The organism is Vibrio barjaei (genome assembly GCF_001639065.2).
GTDB lineage: Bacteria > Pseudomonadota > Gammaproteobacteria > Enterobacterales > Vibrionaceae > Vibrio > Vibrio barjaei.
This window is the reverse complement of sequence record NZ_LQXO02000022.1, coordinates 92,856-111,629: the sequence shown is the minus strand read 5'-3', so window position 1 is coordinate 111,629 and position 18,774 is coordinate 92,856. Positions and strand designations below refer to the sequence as shown.

Sequence of the window (18,774 nt, the reverse complement as noted above, 5' to 3'; positions counted from 1 at the left end):
CACTTGGTTTAAATTGGTCAACCAATTGGTTGACCAATTATATCTCATTTTAAGCTTTCTTGTTTCAACTTGTTATAGAAGTCAGCAAGTAGCGTAAATGACTCTTTTTTCGTAAATTTGTCATTCGAGATCAGGCCTTTCCGGTTCCAACCTTTCTGGAACATGTTCTGGCGACGCTCCACACGGAACTCATAAAGAATCCATGGCGAAATGCCTTTAATGTAATCCAGTTTTTCCAGATATTCGATTTGCTTTTTGTATACGTCTGTCATGTATGACTCGCTGAAGAAGCCAGTTTTCGGCGCGCCTTCACCAATAAAGCCATCAGCACCGGTCTCCGAAATAACAACCGGTTTACCTGGATTAGAGTTTTCACCGATTTCGATAAGGTCATCAAATACTTCTTCATACCAACCGTAGTATTCATTGATACCAATGATATCTAGATGCTCAGCTAAGCGGTCCTCAATCTTGTTCTTCGCATGGTTAACCAAACAAGCAGCAGAAACTAGACGACAAGGATCATTGTCACGCGCGGTACGAACTAGACCAGACATAAACTCTAAACGCGCATCCGTATCAGCATTTTCATTGCCCACTGACCACATAATGATACTTGCGCGGTTACGGTCACGCTTAATCATCTCTAGTAATTGGTTTTCAGCGTCTCGGTAAGTTGCTGGATTTTCGAAATCTATCGCCCAATATACTGGTATTTCAGCCCAAATAAGGAAACCAAGCTCATCAGCCATTTTGGTCGCCATTTCGTGGTGCGTATAGTGCGCAAATCGCATGTAATTGCAGTTCAGTTCTTTCGCATGCTGGAACCGACGCTTCAGGTCCTCCGGTGTAACAACCTTACCTATCTCTTTGTCATCTTCATGGACACTAATACCACGTAGGAAAGTATTCACACCATTAACAAAGATTTCAGTACCTTTAACTTCGACCTGTCTAAAACCGATACGATCTGTGACGACATCATTCCCGTAGGTTGCTGAAACATCATACAATTTCGGACTTTCTGGAGACCAAAGCTCAGGTTCAACGCTTAATTCTATTGTTGCTTTTCCATCTACAATTGACAGTCTTTCATTGATACCCAACTCTTCAATTGCAAAGGTAATTTCAGACTGAGAACCTTCAACTTCTACGTCAACATGCACCAAGTTATATTGGCCGTTTGGTACTAAGTAGACATGTAAATCTCGAATGATCTCTTTTGGGGTTCTGACAATCTCGATATCACGGTATATACCACCGTAGTTGAACCAATCGGTATTGCGCATTGGGACTCGGTCTAGGGTGCGAGTATTGTTTACGCAGCACATTATCCAGTTACGACCCTGGTTTAATTTACCCGTAAACTCAGCGAAAAATGGCGTGGAACCACCATAGTGATTACCTAGAAACTCGCCATTTAAGAATACCTTACAATCATATTGTGCAGCACCAACACGTAAGAATACACGCTCATCCGTATTAGGCTCTTCATAGTCCCAAGATTTGGTATACCAAGCACTGCCTTCGAAGAAGTACCACTTTTCTTTTTGCATCTGCCAACACGAAGGAACCGGGATAGTTTCCCCCACATACGGGTCATAGTCCCATGGTTCTACTCGTTGCTCAGATGGCATTGGCTTCATGTCATACCAACGTTGACGAAGTCCGGTATCTAGCAGGTCGACTGCGAAATTCCAATGTCCATTAAGAGATTCGGTCTCACGACCCCCCATGAACAGCATGTTGGTATGATTTAAATTCTGTAAGTTAAAAGGCACATCATATTGTTCATCGTGTAAACAATTGATAGCATTTTCAGCAAGCTCAGAACGTTCTAACATCTTACGTAAACTCCGAAAAACGGGAGCACAAAACGTGCTCCCAAACTCAATTATTATTGAACTGCTAACGCATCAATGCCGCGTACATAGTCAGCAATTGCTGGGTTGTTTAACGCAGCGTCATGCATAGGTTTAACTGCATCAACGAACGGTTGTTTCTCAACGGTTACGAATTCTACACCCATACCATCTTTCGCTTTTTCGATAGCTTCGTCGGTCATTTTTGTCCACAAGTCTTTGTGATACATCATTGAGTCTTTAGCCGCTTTCTTAAGTGCTTCTTGTTGGTCTTGAGGTAACTTGTCCCAAACTTTGGAACTGATGACCAATACATCTGGAATCATAGTGTGCTCATCTTGGCTAAATACTTTCGCCACCTCACCATGACGAGCTGTTGTTAGAGCTGTTGGGTTATTTTCAGCACCATCCACAACGCCTTGCTGCATTGCAGTATATAGCTCACCGTAGGAAAGCGGTGTTGGTGACCCACCCATTAACTTGATCATTTCAACTGCCGTTGGGCTAGGTTGAACACGAATTTTCATACCACTTAGATCAGCTGGAGAATTGATTGCCTTTGATGCGTAGAAACTGCGTGCACCGGCATCGTAATATGTAAGACCAACAAAACCCTTGTCGTGAGAAGATTCAAGAATTTTCTCTCCGACTTCACCTTGCATTACACGGTAGTAGTGGTCACGGTCACGGAAGATATAAGGAATGTTAAACGCACCATAAGCTGGTTCAAATGCTTCCATTTCACTCGCATTTGATTTCGCAATGTCTAAAGCACCATTCTGTAGCAATTCCATCGATTCACGTTGAGTACCAAGCTGTCCGTTTGGATAAATACGGATACGAACTTCACCATCTGTCAGCTCTTTCACTTCATCAGCCATGTACTGCATTGATTTATGCACAGGGTGATTACGGTCTTGGTTGTGGCTAAGTTTTAGCGTGGTTACTGCAGAAGCGGTAAAAGAAGTCGATGCAGCGAGAGCACAAGTAACGAAAGTTGTTAGTGCTGTTTTGTTCCAACGCATAGGGGAGTCTCCATTCAATTTATGTTCAGTTATAGGATTAATTATTACAATTCGGTTAACCAATTATGGCTAAATTCCGTTTCTTATTAACTACGCTATCAATCTGAACCATCACCAACCAATAATCAACGTAAAAAATCGAATTGGTTGACCAATGTCATACTTTCATCGCTAAAATTGGTTGGACCAATTTTATTGTGAGATTTGTCACAAGCGGTTTCAATTTACTGTGTTTAAATCTGCTCAACCTTACCTCTTGCTCTTTTTCCAAATTATAAGACGAAGGATTTCGTCAACTAGGAGATGTTATGAATAAGCTCATTACGATAATGAATAAGGTTTTATCCTTATTCTGTATTTCGCTGAGTAGTGTTTTAGTTGTTTGCGTGTCTTGGCAGGTGTTCTCTCGCTATGTATTAAACGCGCCGAGTACATTCACTGATGAAGTTGCACGTTTTCTCTTTATCTGGGTTGGTTTGATGGGTGCAGCTTATACGTTAGGGCAAAAACGCCACCTTGCTATTGACTTATTAGCAATGAAAATCGAACACGACGAAGTTAAACATAACAAGTTGAAGTTACTGATTAATATGATCAGCATGTCTTTCGCCTCCATCATTATGGTCTATGGTGGCGGTAGATTAATGTTAAAAACTCTAGCGACAGGTCAAGTATCTCCCGCTCTAGGTATAGAGATGGGTTTAGTGTATGCCGCAATTCCTCTTGCGGGCTTATTTATGGTGATTTATTTGGTCCAAGATATTCTTGAGAATATCGCTTTTATGACCTCAAAAAATACCAACTCTTCCACTCTTTCAAACCAATAATTAATAAGGAATATTACTGTGGAATGGCAAATAATTATTGTTTTATTTGGTAGCTTTTTCCTTTTCCTAGGATTAGGGGTTCCGATTTCGTTCGCTATTGGTATTGCGTCATTATTAACGGTAATGATGACACTACCTTTTGATGCCGCTATCGCCGTTATTTCTCAGAAAATGGCATCCGGCCTTGATAGCTTTGCTCTACTAGCAATACCATTCTTTATCCTAGCGGGTAATATCATGAACCAAGGCGGTATTGCACTTCGCCTTATTGAATTCGCAAAAGTACTTGGAGGCCGCCTCCCAGGGTCGTTAGCTCACGTAAACGTACTTGCTAACATGATGTTTGGTGCTATTTCAGGTTCAGCCGTGGCCTCTGGCGCAGCTGTAGGTGGCACCATGGCACCACTGCAAAAGAAGGAAGGTTATGACCCAGCGTACTCTGCAGCTGTTAACATTACTTCATGCCCGACAGGTCTATTGATTCCACCAAGTAACACATTCATCGTTTACTCTCTTATTTCCGGTGGTACATCAATCGGCGCACTTTTCCTAGCGGGTTACATCCCAGGAATGATTATGGGCCTTGGTCTTATGATCGTTGCCGCTATTATCGCGAAGAAACGAGGCTACCCAGTTGCCGCTAAGCCATCAACCTCTGTCGTAATTAAGAAAACGCTTGATGCTTTGCCTGCGCTTAGCTTAATCATTGTTATCATGGGCGGTATCATCGGCGGTATTTTCACAGCAACGGAAGCTTCTGCAATTGCAGTGGTCTATACCCTGTTACTAGCCGTCGTGTTTTATCGTGAAGTCTCCATTAAGCAACTTCCAGGAATCATTCTTGAATCTGTGGTTACTACTTCGATCGTGCTGCTACTAATCGGTGCTTCAATGGGGATGTCCTGGGCTATGGCAAACGCGGATATTCCATACATGATCAGCGATGCTCTATTGGCGGTATCAGAAAACCCATTGATCATCCTACTGATCATCAACTTGATTCTGCTTATCGTCGGTATCTTCATGGATATGACACCAGCACTACTGATCTTCACACCTATTTTCCTTCCAATCGCGATGGACCTAGGTATGGATCCAGTTCACTTCGGTATCATGATGACCTTCAACCTATGTATCGGTATCTGTACTCCACCTGTAGGTAGTGCGCTGTTTATCGGTTGTTCTGTAGGCGATGTGAAGATCGACAAAGTTATCAAACCATTACTGCCTTTCTACGCTGTATTGGTACTAGCACTAATGCTAGTGACTTTCGTACCTCAAGTAAGCCTGATACTACCTCAACTATTCCTAGGCTACTAATCTCACCAAATATCATTCTGAGAGCCCGTTTGGGCTCTCTCTATTGAAAGGAATTCTAAAGTGAAGACCATTAGAAACTGGCAATTTAAGCAGCAAAATAATAACGAAGTAATCCTAAGCTGCGACGACAAACACACTCTCCATTTATTCGTACTAGAGAACCACCTAATTCGTGTGTTATTCCAACGTCACAATACTCTTCGCCTTGATAGAACTTGGATGGTGGCACCCGATGGTAACGACGTACCATGGGAAGGTCGCGACAGAATGTCACTAGAGGGATTCACCTTACCTACATTCGAACTCTACGAAAACCAAGATACTCTATGCATTGAGACAGAGCAGTTGCGTTTAACTGTCCACCAGCCTCTATGGATGGAGTGGGAACATAAAGTAAATGGTGAGTGGAAACCATTAACTAAAGATCGTAGAACAGGTGCATACCAATTGGGTGTCAGTGAACCAGGTATTGCCCACTTTATGAATCGTGGTGACAACGAACTATACTACGGTCTTGGAGAGAAGACCGGCAACCTCAATCGTGAGGGCCGTCGTTTTGAAATGCGCAACCTAGATGCAATGGGTTATGACGCAAGCAAGACTGATCCACTGTACAAACATGTTCCTTTCTATATAACTAAAACGACCTCTGATGAAAGTGGCGCATCGTTTGGTGTTTTTTATGACAACTTAGCAAGTTGCTGGTTTGATTTAGGAAATGAGCTGGATAACTACCACATCAAATACCGTAGCTATCGTGCCGAAGATGGTGACCTAGACCTGTATTTCATGTACGGCGAAAGCATTAAAAATGTGACTCAACAGTTTGTCCGTTTAACTGGTGGCACTGCCTTTGGTCCGAAATGGAGCTTGGGTTACAGCGGCTCAACCATGCAATACACAGACGCACCTAATTCTCAGGAGCTACTAGAAGGTTTTGTAGACCAGTGTGCAGAGCACGGTATCCCTTGCGACTCGTTCCAACTTTCTTCGGGTTATACGTCTATCGGGGACAAACGCTATGTCTTCAACTGGAACTACGAAAAAGTTCCTAATCCAAATGCAATGTCAGACCATTTCCATGCTCATGGGCTGAAGCTAGCTGCAAATATTAAGCCTTGTTTGCTACATGACCATCCTCGTTTCGATGAAGTCAAAGAGAAAGGCTTGTTCATTAAAGATTCCGAGTATGACCTCCCAGAAAACTCGGTGTTCTGGGATGCGGACGGCTCACACCTTGATTTTACCAATCCAGAAACTATCAAGTGGTGGCAAGACAATGTTAAAGAGCAGTTATTAGAGAAAGGCATCGACTCTACTTGGAATGACAATAACGAATACGAGATATGGGACAAGAGTGCACGTTGCTTCGGTTTCGGCAAAGAGATTCCTGTGGGCCTGATTCGCCCACTACAACCATTACTCATGATGCGAGCTTCTTACGAAGCGCAGACCGAGTTCGCTCCAGAACTTCGCCCATACCTGATTTCACGCTCAGGGTGCCCTGGGATGAACCGCTATGTTCAAACTTGGAGTGGTGACAACAGAACCAACTGGACCAGCTTAAAATACAATATCAAAATGGGTTTAGGTATGAGCTTGTCTGGCTTGTATAACCTTGGTCATGATGTTGGTGGTTTCTCGGGCGACAAGCCTGACCCTGAACTCTTCGCTCGTTGGGTACAGAACGGTGTTATGCACCCACGTTTCACCATCCACTCTTGGAATGACGATGGCAGCGTTAACGAACCTTGGATGCATCCAACTGTCACTCCTATTATTCGTGACGCAATGAAGATTCGTTACCAGCTTCTTCCTTACATCTATGATTCGTTGTATCAAGCTCATACTCATGATGAACCAATGCTTCGCCCTACGTTCCTAGACCATGAGCATGATGAAAATACCTTTATCGAAAATGACGACTACCTACTAGGCAAAGATCTACTCGTCGCTTCTGTAGTAGAAGAAGGACAACGTGAACGTGACATCTATCTTCCAAATAACGAGGATGGTTGGTACGACTTCTACACAGGTCAATGGTATAGCGCCGGTAACACAATTTCCGTCGCAGCACCACTAGAGCGTATCCCTCTGCTTGCTCGTGCAGGTTCAGTAATCCCGACAAGTGCGAGAATCGCTAATGCCAACGCCCAAAAAGACGACCGTCGTGGCCTGAATATTTACCCACTCCAAGGCGTGGGACAGACTCAATGTAGCATTTTTGATGATGACGGTGAGTCTAACGGTTATCTTGCAGGCAACCACATTACTCTGAATATCGAAATGGTTTGCGACAACAACACCATTACTTTGAATATCACTCGTACCGGTGACTTCCTACCGGCATATGACACATTAACGCTGAACCTTCCAAACAGCGAAAAACGTCAACTCATCGTTAACGGAAATACATATCAAAACGGTGATGCGTTTCCACTTTCAGCGGCTAAATAAGGAACCGATTCAATGACAAATATCAGTAACCACACACTGAACGCATCTGTAAGCCAACCTAACTACCTGCGTTCTGAGCTGAAATCACGAATCGTTCACCTAGGTTTCGGTGCATTCCACCGCGCACACCAAGGACTCTTTACTGATGAAGTTGCGCGAAGATCACAAAGCGATTGGGGTATTTGTGAAATCAACCTTTTCGGTGGAGAAGAGTTAATTACTTCGCTACGTGCACAAGATCATTTATATAGTGTCGCTGAAAAAGGCGCTCAGTCAACTGACGTCAAAGTCATTGGTTCAGTAACAGAATCTCTACACCCAAGTTTAGACGGCATCGATGCTATTATTGAGAAGATGGCCGAGCCACAGGTCGCCATTGTTTCAATGACTATCACTGAAAAAGGCTACTGCGCAGACCCTGCTACTGGTCGACTAGATAAGAACAATCCTTTAGTGGTTGCAGACTTAGAAAGCCCATCTTCTCCAAAATCAGCACTAGGCTATATAGTGCAAGCCTTGAAAGTTCGTCGAGAACGTGGGCTATCACCATTTACTGTCATGTCTTGCGACAATGTACAAGAAAACGGTCACGTGGCGAAAGCGGCTATTTTAGAATTCGCTAAGTTATTAGATGCTGAGCTAGGCGCCTGGATTGAAGCAAATGTAACTTTCCCTTGCACTATGGTAGACCGTATCGTTCCCGCAGCAACGGAAGAAACGCTACGTGAAATCACTGAACTACTCGGCGTTGAAGACCCATGTGGTATTGCTTGTGAACCTTTCCGCCAATGGGTAATCGAAGACAACTTCGTAGCTGGCCGTCCAGATTGGAACATCGCTGGTGCTGAGTTCGTTGCAGACGTTGTGCCTTATGAAGAGATGAAGCTCAGAATGCTCAACGGTAGTCACTCATTCTTAGCTTACCTAGGTTACCTCGGTGGTTACGCTCATATTTCAGACACGATGACAGATGCCGGTTATCGCAAAGCCGCTTTCGATATGATGATGTTAGCGCAAGCCCCATCACTAAAGATGCCCGAAGGAACAGATTTAGAAGCTTACGCCAAGCTGCTCATTGATCGTTTCACTAACCCTAGCTTAAAACACAAGACTTGGCAGATCGCGATGGACGGTAGCCAAAAGATCCCTCAACGTATGGGGGGAAGCCTAAAATTCCATCTAGACCAAGGTTCTGAATTTAAGTGGCTTGCCGCTGGCATCGCTGGCTGGATGCGTTATGTATCGGGTGTTGATGAGCAAGGCAACGAAATCGACGTTCGCGACCCAATGGCGACAATGCTTCGTAGTGTCTGCGATCAGCACGGTCTGAATGTCACTGTCGTCCCAGCATTACTTGGTATCGAAGCGATTTTTCCAGCTGATATTGGCCGTAACCTTCAGGTTATAAACGCCGTTTCGAGCGCTTATCAATCACTAATCGACAATGGTGCAAAAGCGACCGTCGCAGCACTTTAAAGCTGAGTTGAGGAATTAATGATGAAAGACTTTCTATGTGAAGATTTTTTACTGAGTAATGAAACTGCTCGCCGCCTTTATCATGAGCATGCGGCGGACCAGCCAATTTACGATTATCACTGCCACCTAAATCCAGCCGAAGTCGCAAGCAATCGTAAGTTCGATAACCTCGGTCAAATTTGGCTTGAAGGCGACCATTACAAATGGCGCGGCATGCGCTCGGCTGGTATTCAAGAGCAGTTGATCACAGGTTCTGCATCTGATTACGACAAGTTTCAAGCGTGGGCAAAGACAGTGCCTATGACGCTAGGTAACCCGCTCTATCACTGGACACATTTAGAGTTGCGTCGACCATTTGGTATTACAGGGAAGCGACTTAGTCCCGAGACGGCTGACGCCATTTGGAACCACTGTAACGAGCTGCTACAAACGCCTGAGTTTTCAGCTCGCGGTATTATGAAGCAAATGAATGTCGTCATGGCTGGGACAACTGATGACCCAGTCGATACGCTTGAACATCATAAAGCGATTGCTGATGATGAAAGTTTCGATGTTGAAGTACTACCTAGTTGGCGTCCTGATAAAGCCTTCAAAATTGAGTTAGATGGTTTTGCAGATTATATGACGTTACTGGGCCGCGCAGCTGATATTGAGATTACCAGTTTCGCAACACTACTTGACGCACTTGATAAACGTCTTACTCACTTCGATGCTCACGGCTGCCGTGCAGCCGATCATGGCATTGAAATCGTTCGCTACGCACAAATTCCATCAGAGCAAGCGTTAGACCTCCTGATAAACCGTCGTCTAAGCGGAGAAAGGCTTACAGACGAAGAGTGTGCTCAGTTTTCTACTGCGGTACAAGTCTGGTTAGGTAAACGCTACGCCAAGCTAGGTTGGGTAATGCAACTGCACATTGGCGCGCAGCGAAACAATAATACGCGCATGTTCAAATTGCTTGGTGCAGATGCTGGCTTTGACTCCATCAGCGACCGTACCTTTGCATTCGAGCTAGCTCATCTTCTTGATGAAATGGACCAAAGTAATGAACTACCTAAAACCATTCTTTACTGCCTAAATCCTCGTGATAACGAAATGATGGCGACGATGATTGGAAACTTCCAAGGTGGCGGCATTGCAGGCAAAGTTCAATTTGGATCTGGTTGGTGGTTTAACGACCAAAAAGATGGCATGCAGCGACAAATGGAACAGTTGTCTCAACTGGGTTTACTAAGCCAGTTTGTTGGTATGTTGACAGACTCTCGCAGCTTCCTTTCTTACACTCGCCACGAATATTTCCGTCGTATCTTGTGTGACATGATTGGTCGCTGGGCGGAAAATGGCGAAGTACCAAACGACCTATCACTGTTAGGTCCTATGGTTGAAGATATCTGTTTTAACAACGCCAAGCGTTATTTTTCCATCAAGTAATTGGGAGACTTACGATGAAACATATCGCCATCATTGGTGAATGTATGATTGAACTAAATGGGAAACCATTTGGTGAGATGCATCAGACGTTTGGTGGAGATACGCTTAATGCCGCGGTTTATTTGAACCGTGGCTGTCAGCTTAACTCTGAGGACACCTTAATAAGAACCTCCTTTGTCAGCGCTTTGGGAACCGACGCGATCAGCGAAGGAATGATTGCGCGTTGGCAAGATGAAAATATCGATACGCAGTTCGTGTTGCGTGACAGGGATCGAACGCCCGGTCTCTATCTTATTCAGCTAGACGAACAAGGGGAACGGACGTTTCTCTATTGGCGTAACCAGTCAGCAGCAAAATACCTGTTACAACACCCTAATTTTGACACCATTGCTCACGCTCTAAAATCGGCAGACATGGTCTTTCTCAGCGGCATCAGTTTAGCTATTTTACCCACTGAGGATCGAGTCAAACTTTTCGGCTTACTTAACGAGCTAAAACGAAATAATGTCGAAATAAGCTTTGATAGCAACTATCGTCCAGCTTTGTGGCCTTCAGATGAACTTATTACCGTCAAAGAAAACTACCGCCAGATGTATCAACTTACTGATATAGCATTAGTCACCTTTGATGATGAAAAGCTAATTTGGGGAGACCTCAATCCTCAAGGAACCATAGAGCGACTTCATAGTGAGGGCATCAAAAATGTTGTGCTAAAACTGGGCGCAGAGGGTTGTTTAGTTTCAGAAAACTTTGGCAAGCAATCCCTAACCGTTCCCACGCAGCCCGTGAAAAATGTTGTAGATACTACATCGGCGGGCGACTCATTTAACGGCGGCTTCCTCTCCTGTTATCTCGCTGGCGGCTCAATGGAGCACTCTTGTCAGAGAGGCAATCGTCTCGCGGGAATCGTTATTCAACATAAAGGGGCAATAATCCCCAAGACTGCGACTGATGTCGTGACCCAAAAACATTAAGGAATTTACATGTCGACTATCAACGAACAACTACAGGCGCTTAAAGTCATCCCTGTTATCGCTATCGACAAAGCGGAAGATATTATCCCTTTAGGCAAAGTGCTGGCTGAAAACGGCCTACCTGCTGCTGAGATCACTTTCCGCTCTGAGGCTGCAGTCGAAGCGATTCGTTTGCTAAGAGAAGCGCAACCAGACATGTTGATTGGAGCTGGTACGGTTTTAAATCGCGAGCAAGTGATTGCAGCAAAAGAAGCAGGAGCGACATTTATTGTTTCACCTGGTTTCAACCCAAATACCGTTAAAGCGTGTCAAGAGCTTGAGATCGACATTGTACCCGGAGTCAACAACCCAAGTACGGTTGAGGCGGCGCTAGAAATGGGGCTCACTACTTTAAAATTCTTCCCAGCGGAAGCATCTGGTGGCGTTAGTATGGTGAAATCACTGTTGGCACCCTACGGTGATATTTGCTTAATGCCAACTGGTGGAATCAATCCTAAGAATATCAAAGACTACCTAGCGATCCCTCGTGTACTTGCTTGTGGTGGGACATGGATGGTTGATAAAAAGCTAATCGAAGCTGGGGAATGGGAAGAACTTGCTCGACTTACCCGTGAAGCGGTTGCATTAGTGAATAATTAATCTGTATTGTTGAGGCTCCAGAAGGAGCCTCCCAAGCAATAACGAAAAGGATTTTTATGAAGATTTTGTTCCTGCACACTTTAGCGAGCAACATCACCCTCTTTAAACCTCTAGCCGCAACATCGCTCCCTAAACATGACATATTCCACGATGTTCAAGAATCATTTCTAAGCGACATACGCAAAACAGGGCAAACTCCCTCTATCGTCAAGCAGATTCAAGGTTATTTAAGCCAGCAGCTTACTCAAGGCTATGACTTTATTGTCTGCACTTGTTCAACCCTGGGCCCAATTGTGGATGCTTACCCTGATAACCGTGTTTTTCGAGTCGACCGACCGATGGCAGAACAAACCATTGGCTATAGTCGGATACTTGTTGCTGTTACGCTTGAAAGTACCATAGAACCCACTCGATCATTACTAGAAAGCTGCAACAACCATTCTCAATTCGAGTTTTTATTTATTCCTGCGGCGTGGGAACATTATGTCGCGGGCTCAACGCAGGCTTTCAATTCAAGCATTGCAAACACTATCACAGAGCATCGTACACATTCTACAAACCGTTATGATGCTATCCTGTTAGCACAAGCGTCGATGGCATATGCATTAGCGGAGTGTCAGTTTGACATTACCGTTTTGTCCAGCCCACAAAGTTGCCTGAACTATCTGGAGAAGCAATTAGAATGACGTTAATGCTATTCGCCCAACTTGTTGGTGGTGTTGCTTTTATCTTTGGAATCATGGCATTTTTACAAAAAGACGACCTTCGTTTCCGTTACTGTATGGTCGCGTTTTGTTTCATCATGATGGTACACTTTGCCATGATGGGGGCCGTGGTTGGTGCAATAGGTGTCGCTATCAATGGTATTCGTGCTTTCGTCTCCATTAAAACTCGCTCTAAGCGCGCCATGTGGTTCTTCATTGTCATTCTAATTGGCATGACACTCCCCAATGTCTCCTCTCCTGTAGAGCTCTTACCAATTATTGGTTCCGCAGTGGGAACGTGGGCATTATTCTCCGCATCTGGTATCAAAATGCGGAGTTTAATTTTATTCAACTCTGCATGCTGGTTTACCCATAATATGTGGATTGGCTCTATCGGCGGTTCACTAGTCGAAGGTACATTCCTTATAGCTAATACCGCAACGATCTATCGCTTGTGCATTAAAAAACACGAACCAGCATAAATGCTGGTTCAACACTTTGTCTCAAGCTTTTAAAGCTTCGTCATCGTTTTTGGACAGGTATCGAGGTGAGTAGTGATAACTAAGCCAGATTCCGTTAAGCATATATTACCTGGTGCGCCTCCTTCCTCAGCTATAGAAGCGAACGAACACACAGCACCTAGCATAAAAATAAAGACTGCTTTCATATTATTCTCCATGTCATTACGTTTAAAAATGACGATTTCCTTTACTTCGTCATTTATAGCTTAGTCGAAGAAACCAACTCACAAACTGATTTTTATCTTTATTTTTCATACAGATAAGCAGAATCAATATGTTTAATGGCAAGATTTGTCCGCTGAATCATATAATCCGTAATTTCAGCGGCAATCGATCTCCGGTTACGGGACAAAGGCCGCTTTAAAGCATTCGATAAACACTTCTTCAAATTAGCCAGCTTGACGGGAACAATCTCAATAAATCATTCAGATGGAAGAACTTTTCGCACTATTTTCCAAACACCGTCCCCTGAATAAATTTTAGGCACACCGCTTGCTTTGTTATTGATACGCAACTCAATAATTGCGTATTTATTATAATAATCAGGATACGAATGTTATGAATTTGTCTATTCGAAAACGGTTGTATGTCTTAACGATACTTCCTTTAATACTCGTTACATTAGGAATTTTAGGAGTCACTTACTCAAAGGTTTCTGAGCTCAACCAACAACAATTTGATGATACTCGAGAAAGCTTGCTCGTTAATAAGAAACAAGAACTGCGTAACTACTTACAACTTGCCAAGTCCTCTCTTCTGCCACTAATAGAGAAAAAAAGTCAGAGAGAAGAAGTACTTCAGTTACTTAAAAACCTTGAATACGGAGAAAATGGCTATCTATTTGGCTATGACTCGAAGGGCAATCGACTGCTTGTAGGCAAAAACGGCACAGGTCTAGGCCAAAACTTTATCGATGCTAAGGACAGCAAAGGTAACTTGTTTATCAAAGAACTTATTAATAACGCCAAATCAAATGCGTTTACTACCTACTATTTCCCTAAACCAGGACATAGCAATCCTGAAGCTAAATTAAGCTACTCAATATATATACCTGAGTGGGACTTGGTACTCGGTACCGGTTTTTACATCGACGACATAGACACCACGATTTCTGCAATGGAGCAGCAAGCAACAGAAGCTCTTAACGCAAAAATTGTCACTATCATTTTATTGTCTGGACTGACACTGGTAGTGGTATTTGGTATGGCTACCTTCATCAACCGAAGCATTATGAAGCCACTTGATAAATTCGATGCTTCGCTAAAAACGTTTGCGACAGGTGATGCCGACTTGACAGCAAGAATGGAGAGCTTCGATGCACCAGAATTTAAGCGTCTAGGAGAGAACTTCAATGCGTTTGTGATCAGCCTCCAAGAAATCATTACCAATGTCTCGGAGACCAGCCATATTGTTGTGGAAGAAACTCGAGCAATGAAAGGAAGAGCAATGCAGGTGGATAGCCTTGCCACCAATCAGCGAGAAGAAACCGAACAAGTAGCTACAGCTATGACTGAAATGACGACGACATCCTCTGAAATTTCATCTAACGCCACTAGCGCTGCAACATCAGCACAGCAAGCAGACGAAAATGCCCGAGACGCCCAACAAACGGTAAATACAGCAGCAACGTCTGTACAAGCTCTAGCTGATGAAGTCCTTCAGGCAAGTTCAGTTATCAGTAAGTTAGAAGAAGATGTCAAAAACATCTCTACCTCTTTGACAGTTATTCAAGATATCGCCGAGCAAACTAATTTACTGGCATTAAATGCAGCCATTGAAGCGGCTCGAGCGGGTGAACAAGGACGAGGTTTCGCCGTCGTAGCGGATGAAGTTCGACAGTTAGCTAGCCGCACACAAGACAGCACAGGCGAAATCCATCAGATGATCGAGCAACTCAAAAGCGCTTCCGATGAAGCCGTCAGAGCGATGGACTCCAGCCGAACCAGAGGAGATGAAACGGTACGTCAAACCAATGATGCCGCTACCGCCATTGAAGAAATACAACGAGCCATCGCTAATATTCACGATATGAACGCGCTAATTGCAACGGCAACGGAGGAACAAGCGATTGTAGGCAAAGATATAGCTCAACGTATCGTGGTGATTTCAGACCAAAGTGGTGAATCCGCACAACTTGCAGGTCTAAATAAGAGCGGTAGTGACAATCTAAATCAACGTGCAACGCAGTTAGAGCAACTGGTATCCCGTTTTACCGTATAACCCGTCTTCCCCCTATAAAACCAAACGAACCAGCGATATATCGCTGGTTCGTGTTAGCTTCTCAATCATACTAATGTACGATCAGAGTTTCGTTGTGTTTTTAGGACAACGCTCCAGGTGAGTCGTAATCACTTGCCCTGACTCCATCTGACAGATGGTACCCGGTGCACCACCATTTTCCGCAAAACTTGAGAACGATACGAATATCAAGCTTAGTGTCACTAATAATACTCTCATTTTGTCACTCCTTCTGTACTAGAAATAGACAGAAGCGCCGCCTCCCTGCCTCTGCATAACGTAGACTAGGAAAAAACAATTCGATTTCAACTTATGCGCTTCTACAACCACGCTAAATGAAAAAGTGAAGGATCTAAAATCAAGTGTTCATAAATATTCTGAATAAAAATTAACCTCAAAATCACACACGTTAATTAATAAGTTTTTACAATCCAGCTCACACTTACCGTTTAGGCTGCACGTTATGAAAATGAACAAAGCAATCGTTGCAATATTTGTTAGCGTATTTTTGCTAACTGGTGCTAGTATCATCACCCTTGATACCCCACCAACCAAGCAACATTTTCAGGCGTCAGCAAACGTGGTTAAAGACACCTACGAGTCGCAATTATTTACTCTGTCTGCCTACAAACAAGGCCACTTCGGACTGCGTATGTATAGGCAAACACAAGACCCTAAATACAATGCTGTCGTATTAGGTGATCTTGCCAACGTGACCTCTAGAATAAACGAAATTGCCGCAGACGTGACCACGCCTAAAGCCATTCGAGCGTATTCTCTGCAAAGACTTAACGACTATAAAAAAGGCAAAGATGAACGCAGCCAACGTCGCTACCAGGCCACTAAAGACCAACCTGAATATTTCTATATGGGACTGGACTTATTGCGCTATTTGGCACGACTGAATGAATACGGTGTAGTTCATAATGACGATAAGAAACTAAGGTCGATATTACAGCAATACGATTTTGAAACTGTATTAACCGACCCAGAAATGATCACAGCTTGGGCTGCTCAACTAGCAAATCAAGCCTATTGGCTAAAGCAAATCGGTGAACAAGATCTTGTTGATGAATTTATCGCTGCTTTTAGAAAAACTTACCCTGATGGTGAGGACTACCGATTAAGCAATCAGCAATTCGGTAATAAACTTTACGGCATGACGCATATTATCCTCGCAGACTCAGGCTATTACCAACGATTGGTCGACGAAAAAGAGCACCAGTGGATCTTCGACTACTTTAGAAAAAACATCGATGACATCATTTTGCATACTAAAGAAGATGTCGTAGCAGAAGTCGGGTTAAGTTTCTTGCTTGCTGGGTTAGATGATGATCCTGTTGTAGCGAAAACAAGAGTGTCGATACAAAAAGCCATCGACAAAGATAAAGGCATGATCCCATCAGTTTCCGGCGACTTTGATTTTGCTTATGGGGAACATCGAAATGTTCTTGCTATTATGCTGCTCGATTGGCAACCGCCCAAAGAAGGGCCAAGCACAGTCACAGTTCCAAAGCTGTTCTCTGAACTCCCTTACGGCGTAAAGAAGATTTCAAAACCTCAATAGCACGTCGAATATGGCGATTAACTAGTAGTCTAAATTTCGAGTAAACATTCAACTGATGGAGTGGTTAATCGACCACCATACACCTCACTTATATAATTAATCGTTTTTCAACGATAATGCAGTAGTTTTACGGTACTCAGTCGGGCAATTATTAGTTACAAAGTAGTTCAGGTTAAGGAGTACTGAATGTCACTAGCAAAAGAGCGAGCCAAACTTCGCTTAAAATCCGATATCATTAATTATCAATTTCCACCCGGTCAAAAACTCAGAGTAAACGAATTAGCAGAACTTTATGATGTAGGCCTTTCACCAATGCGAGAAGCCATAATTGCATTAAGTAGCGAAGGTTTCGTCGAATATAAAACGCATTTGGGAGGTTTTGTTTCAAACCTAACATGGAAAGAGTTCATCGAATCCACTTCCACTGCAAACTTCATCTTGTCACAGCTTTTATCTCAACGAGAATACCCCCTAGCACCTGCACAGCTGAAAAAAGCGAAGACCTTGGTTACTGAGTTATCTCACGCATTATTAGAATCACCATTAACACTCAACCATATCGATAGAATAGAGCAACTTTATCAGCGATTTCTGCTGACTCTCACTGAAGAAAAATCAAAGACTATTTCCCACCAACTGCTTAAGACAATACTTGGTGTACTATCCCGATATCGCCGTCTGTATTACCTGAAAACCAGAAGCTATAAACAGATGATTGATATTGAGTCACTATTCAGTCTACTGAATGGGTCATTCAATCAAGTAAGCTATGAAAATGAAGAGATTATTCAGCGCGCTGTACAAGCTAATACAAAAACGATTCAAGAAGTTTTCTGTTTAGAACAAAGTTACGATCACTAATTTCATCTACGTGCCTATAATTATTTTTAGTGTATATTGAAAAGCTAATAAGTCTTTATGTCGAAAATGAATTTTGAGTCTTTGATTTTATCTCAGTCCCAAAAACTGCATGCTGGAGAAATCGAGCAATTTGTTGGCACATGGAATGCCTGCGCCTCAGAACTACTTGAGTTTTATGGTTTGGATAGACTAACGGTTTATCCAAACTCTCCAATACTACTCCGAGATCAAAAAACTCTCTCCAGTGCTCGTGAAACTATTCCCCCTCTGCATAAGTTCGATTATCTGTCGGATGATGATAGTCATTTACTCTACTTGCGCTTGCTCAAAACGAAATCACTTTATCGAGTATTTGATGAAGTAGAATTAGCGACATCCAGTCAATACGTTTTAAAACGTATTTTTCGTCAAGGCGGACGTTGGCACGCCATTATTCCCCTAAGTTTCTTTGCCAAACCGTGGGGAGCAATATCGTTAACCAACTTTGAACGAGGTTATGATGAGTTCACAGAGACTCTAGCTCGACAGATAAAAATGGTCGCCGAAATGTGGTTGTGTTATTGGCAGCATGCTGATTTACGTTTAAGTTTACATGGCAATGCAGGCAGTATTGCTCAAGAATCCGACAATGAACGACTCGTTAAACTGACGTTAAAGCAAACGACCATCTTATCGTTACTTGCTCAAGGCAAATCCGCTAAAGAATGTGGAGAATTACTTCATCTGAGCCCAAGAACTATTGAGTCTCATAAATACCGTATGCAGATTGGTCTTGGTTTGGATAGCAAGGCTGAACTTATTCAATTTGCTTTAAGAAACGGTTTAGGTTCACCTCTTAAAAGTTAAAGAGCCCCTGAAAGGAGCCCTTTGAA

Annotated in this window: 17 protein-coding genes; 13 read left to right on the top strand and 4 right to left on the bottom strand. The window is 43.3% G+C overall.

The genetic code is table 11. The features are described from left to right. Positions 1–44: 44 nt before the first annotated feature. Together AWH66_RS11095 and AWH66_RS11090 are read right to left on the bottom strand one after the other, a co-directional pair. Positions 45–1,844 (bottom strand): glycoside hydrolase family 2 protein, encoded by a 1,800-nt coding sequence (locus AWH66_RS11095; RefSeq protein ID WP_063603018.1) that lies wholly within the window; start codon positions 1,842–1,844, stop codon positions 45–47. A 53-nt stretch (positions 1,845–1,897) separates the two neighbouring features. Next, positions 1,898–2,887, bottom strand: a complete 990-nt coding sequence (locus tag AWH66_RS11090; protein WP_063603017.1) for a TRAP transporter substrate-binding protein — start codon at positions 2,885–2,887, stop codon at positions 1,898–1,900. Positions 2,888–3,195: 308 nt separating this feature from the next. On the opposite strand from AWH66_RS11090, the gene AWH66_RS11085 reads away from it, so the two are divergent. The 9 genes from AWH66_RS11085 to AWH66_RS11045 are packed head-to-tail and all read left to right on the top strand — an operon-like array spanning position 3,196 to position 13,197. Then, positions 3,196–3,714 carry a TRAP transporter small permease gene (locus AWH66_RS11085; protein WP_063603016.1) on the top strand — a complete coding sequence of 173 codons (519 nt, stop codon included), beginning with the start codon at positions 3,196–3,198 and terminating at the stop codon, positions 3,712–3,714. Positions 3,715–3,732: 18 nt separating this feature from the next. Further along, entirely contained in the window at positions 3,733–5,034 is a 1,302-nt protein-coding gene (locus AWH66_RS11080) for a TRAP transporter large permease (protein ID WP_006070321.1), read from the top strand. 60 nt (positions 5,035–5,094) lie between these two features. Then, entirely contained in the window at positions 5,095–7,491 is a 2,397-nt protein-coding gene (locus AWH66_RS11075; RefSeq protein WP_063603015.1) for a glycoside hydrolase family 31 protein, read from the top strand. A gap of 12 nt (positions 7,492–7,503) precedes the next feature. Further along, a complete protein-coding gene (locus AWH66_RS11070; RefSeq protein ID WP_063603014.1) occupies positions 7,504–8,967 on the top strand; it encodes a fructuronate reductase in 1,464 nt (487 codons plus the stop codon). A 21-nt stretch (positions 8,968–8,988) separates the two neighbouring features. Beyond that, positions 8,989–10,398, top strand: coding sequence for a glucuronate isomerase (gene uxaC, locus AWH66_RS11065; RefSeq protein WP_063603013.1), 1,410 nt, complete (start codon positions 8,989–8,991; stop codon positions 10,396–10,398). A 14-nt stretch (positions 10,399–10,412) separates the two neighbouring features. Next, entirely contained in the window at positions 10,413–11,372 is a 960-nt protein-coding gene (locus AWH66_RS11060; RefSeq protein WP_063603012.1) for a sugar kinase, read from the top strand. A 9-nt stretch (positions 11,373–11,381) separates the two neighbouring features. Then, positions 11,382–12,011 (top strand): bifunctional 4-hydroxy-2-oxoglutarate aldolase/2-dehydro-3-deoxy-phosphogluconate aldolase, encoded by a 630-nt coding sequence (locus tag AWH66_RS11055; protein ID WP_063603011.1) that lies wholly within the window; start codon positions 11,382–11,384, stop codon positions 12,009–12,011. 56 nt (positions 12,012–12,067) lie between these two features. Next, positions 12,068–12,697: a hypothetical protein gene (locus AWH66_RS11050; protein ID WP_063603010.1), complete on the top strand. Its 630-nt coding sequence runs from the start codon at positions 12,068–12,070 to the stop codon at positions 12,695–12,697. Beyond that, the gene (locus AWH66_RS11045) at positions 12,694–13,197 is read left to right on the top strand and encodes a YgjV family protein (RefSeq protein ID WP_063603009.1); all 504 of its coding nucleotides are present in this window, start codon (positions 12,694–12,696) and stop codon (positions 13,195–13,197) included. The genes AWH66_RS11050 and AWH66_RS11045 overlap by 4 nt, the downstream gene beginning before the upstream one ends. Before the next feature lie 29 nt (positions 13,198–13,226). On the opposite strand, the gene AWH66_RS25920 is transcribed toward AWH66_RS11045, so the two are convergent. After that, positions 13,227–13,382, bottom strand: coding sequence for a hypothetical protein (locus AWH66_RS25920; protein ID WP_167360947.1), 156 nt, complete (start codon positions 13,380–13,382; stop codon positions 13,227–13,229). Positions 13,383–13,794: 412 nt separating this feature from the next. On the opposite strand from AWH66_RS25920, the gene AWH66_RS11040 reads away from it, so the two are divergent. Next, positions 13,795–15,456, top strand: coding sequence for a methyl-accepting chemotaxis protein (locus AWH66_RS11040; RefSeq protein WP_063603008.1), 1,662 nt, complete (start codon positions 13,795–13,797; stop codon positions 15,454–15,456). 81 nt (positions 15,457–15,537) lie between these two features. Here the strand turns inward: AWH66_RS11040 and AWH66_RS25915 are convergent, their stop codons facing one another. Beyond that, positions 15,538–15,693: a hypothetical protein gene (locus AWH66_RS25915; protein ID WP_167360946.1), complete on the bottom strand. Its 156-nt coding sequence runs from the start codon at positions 15,691–15,693 to the stop codon at positions 15,538–15,540. A 244-nt stretch (positions 15,694–15,937) separates the two neighbouring features. Here AWH66_RS25915 and AWH66_RS11035 point away from each other — a divergent pair, with 244 nt between their 5' ends. The 3 genes from AWH66_RS11035 to AWH66_RS11025 all read left to right on the top strand — a co-directional run bounded on the left by AWH66_RS11035 (position 15,938) and on the right by AWH66_RS11025 (position 18,748). Continuing rightward, positions 15,938–17,041 (top strand): DUF3541 domain-containing protein, encoded by a 1,104-nt coding sequence (locus tag AWH66_RS11035; protein WP_083400007.1) that lies wholly within the window; start codon positions 15,938–15,940, stop codon positions 17,039–17,041. 186 nt (positions 17,042–17,227) lie between these two features. Further along, complete coding sequence (locus tag AWH66_RS11030; RefSeq protein WP_006070309.1) at positions 17,228–17,902, top strand: GntR family transcriptional regulator; 675 nt, start codon at positions 17,228–17,230, stop codon at positions 17,900–17,902. A 57-nt stretch (positions 17,903–17,959) separates the two neighbouring features. Next, entirely contained in the window at positions 17,960–18,748 is a 789-nt protein-coding gene (locus AWH66_RS11025) for a helix-turn-helix transcriptional regulator (RefSeq protein ID WP_063603007.1), read from the top strand. The last annotated feature ends 26 nt before the right edge of the window (positions 18,749–18,774 follow it).

What these genes read in the sequence shown, in the direction of transcription:
- AWH66_RS11095 (WP_063603018.1), bottom strand. Translation starts at nt 1,844, where the DNA reads ATGTTAGAACGTTCTGAGCTTGCTGAAAATGCTATCAATTGTTTACAC.
- AWH66_RS11090 (WP_063603017.1), bottom strand. Translation starts at nt 2,887, where the DNA reads ATGCGTTGGAACAAAACAGCACTAACAACTTTCGTTACTTGTGCTCTC.
- AWH66_RS11085 (WP_063603016.1), top strand. Translation starts at nt 3,196, where the DNA reads ATGAATAAGCTCATTACGATAATGAATAAGGTTTTATCCTTATTCTGT.
- AWH66_RS11070 (WP_063603014.1), top strand. Translation starts at nt 7,504, where the DNA reads ATGACAAATATCAGTAACCACACACTGAACGCATCTGTAAGCCAACCT.
- uxaC (WP_063603013.1), top strand. Translation starts at nt 8,989, where the DNA reads ATGAAAGACTTTCTATGTGAAGATTTTTTACTGAGTAATGAAACTGCT.
- AWH66_RS11060 (WP_063603012.1), top strand. Translation starts at nt 10,413, where the DNA reads ATGAAACATATCGCCATCATTGGTGAATGTATGATTGAACTAAATGGG.
- AWH66_RS11055 (WP_063603011.1), top strand. Translation starts at nt 11,382, where the DNA reads ATGTCGACTATCAACGAACAACTACAGGCGCTTAAAGTCATCCCTGTT.
- AWH66_RS11050 (WP_063603010.1), top strand. Translation starts at nt 12,068, where the DNA reads ATGAAGATTTTGTTCCTGCACACTTTAGCGAGCAACATCACCCTCTTT.
- AWH66_RS11045 (WP_063603009.1), top strand. Translation starts at nt 12,694, where the DNA reads ATGACGTTAATGCTATTCGCCCAACTTGTTGGTGGTGTTGCTTTTATC.
- AWH66_RS25920 (WP_167360947.1), bottom strand. Translation starts at nt 13,382, where the DNA reads ATGAAAGCAGTCTTTATTTTTATGCTAGGTGCTGTGTGTTCGTTCGCT.
- AWH66_RS11040 (WP_063603008.1), top strand. Translation starts at nt 13,795, where the DNA reads ATGAATTTGTCTATTCGAAAACGGTTGTATGTCTTAACGATACTTCCT.
- AWH66_RS25915 (WP_167360946.1), bottom strand. Translation starts at nt 15,693, where the DNA reads ATGAGAGTATTATTAGTGACACTAAGCTTGATATTCGTATCGTTCTCA.
- AWH66_RS11035 (WP_083400007.1), top strand. Translation starts at nt 15,938, where the DNA reads ATGAAAATGAACAAAGCAATCGTTGCAATATTTGTTAGCGTATTTTTG.
- AWH66_RS11030 (WP_006070309.1), top strand. Translation starts at nt 17,228, where the DNA reads ATGTCACTAGCAAAAGAGCGAGCCAAACTTCGCTTAAAATCCGATATC.
- AWH66_RS11025 (WP_063603007.1), top strand. Translation starts at nt 17,960, where the DNA reads ATGTCGAAAATGAATTTTGAGTCTTTGATTTTATCTCAGTCCCAAAAA.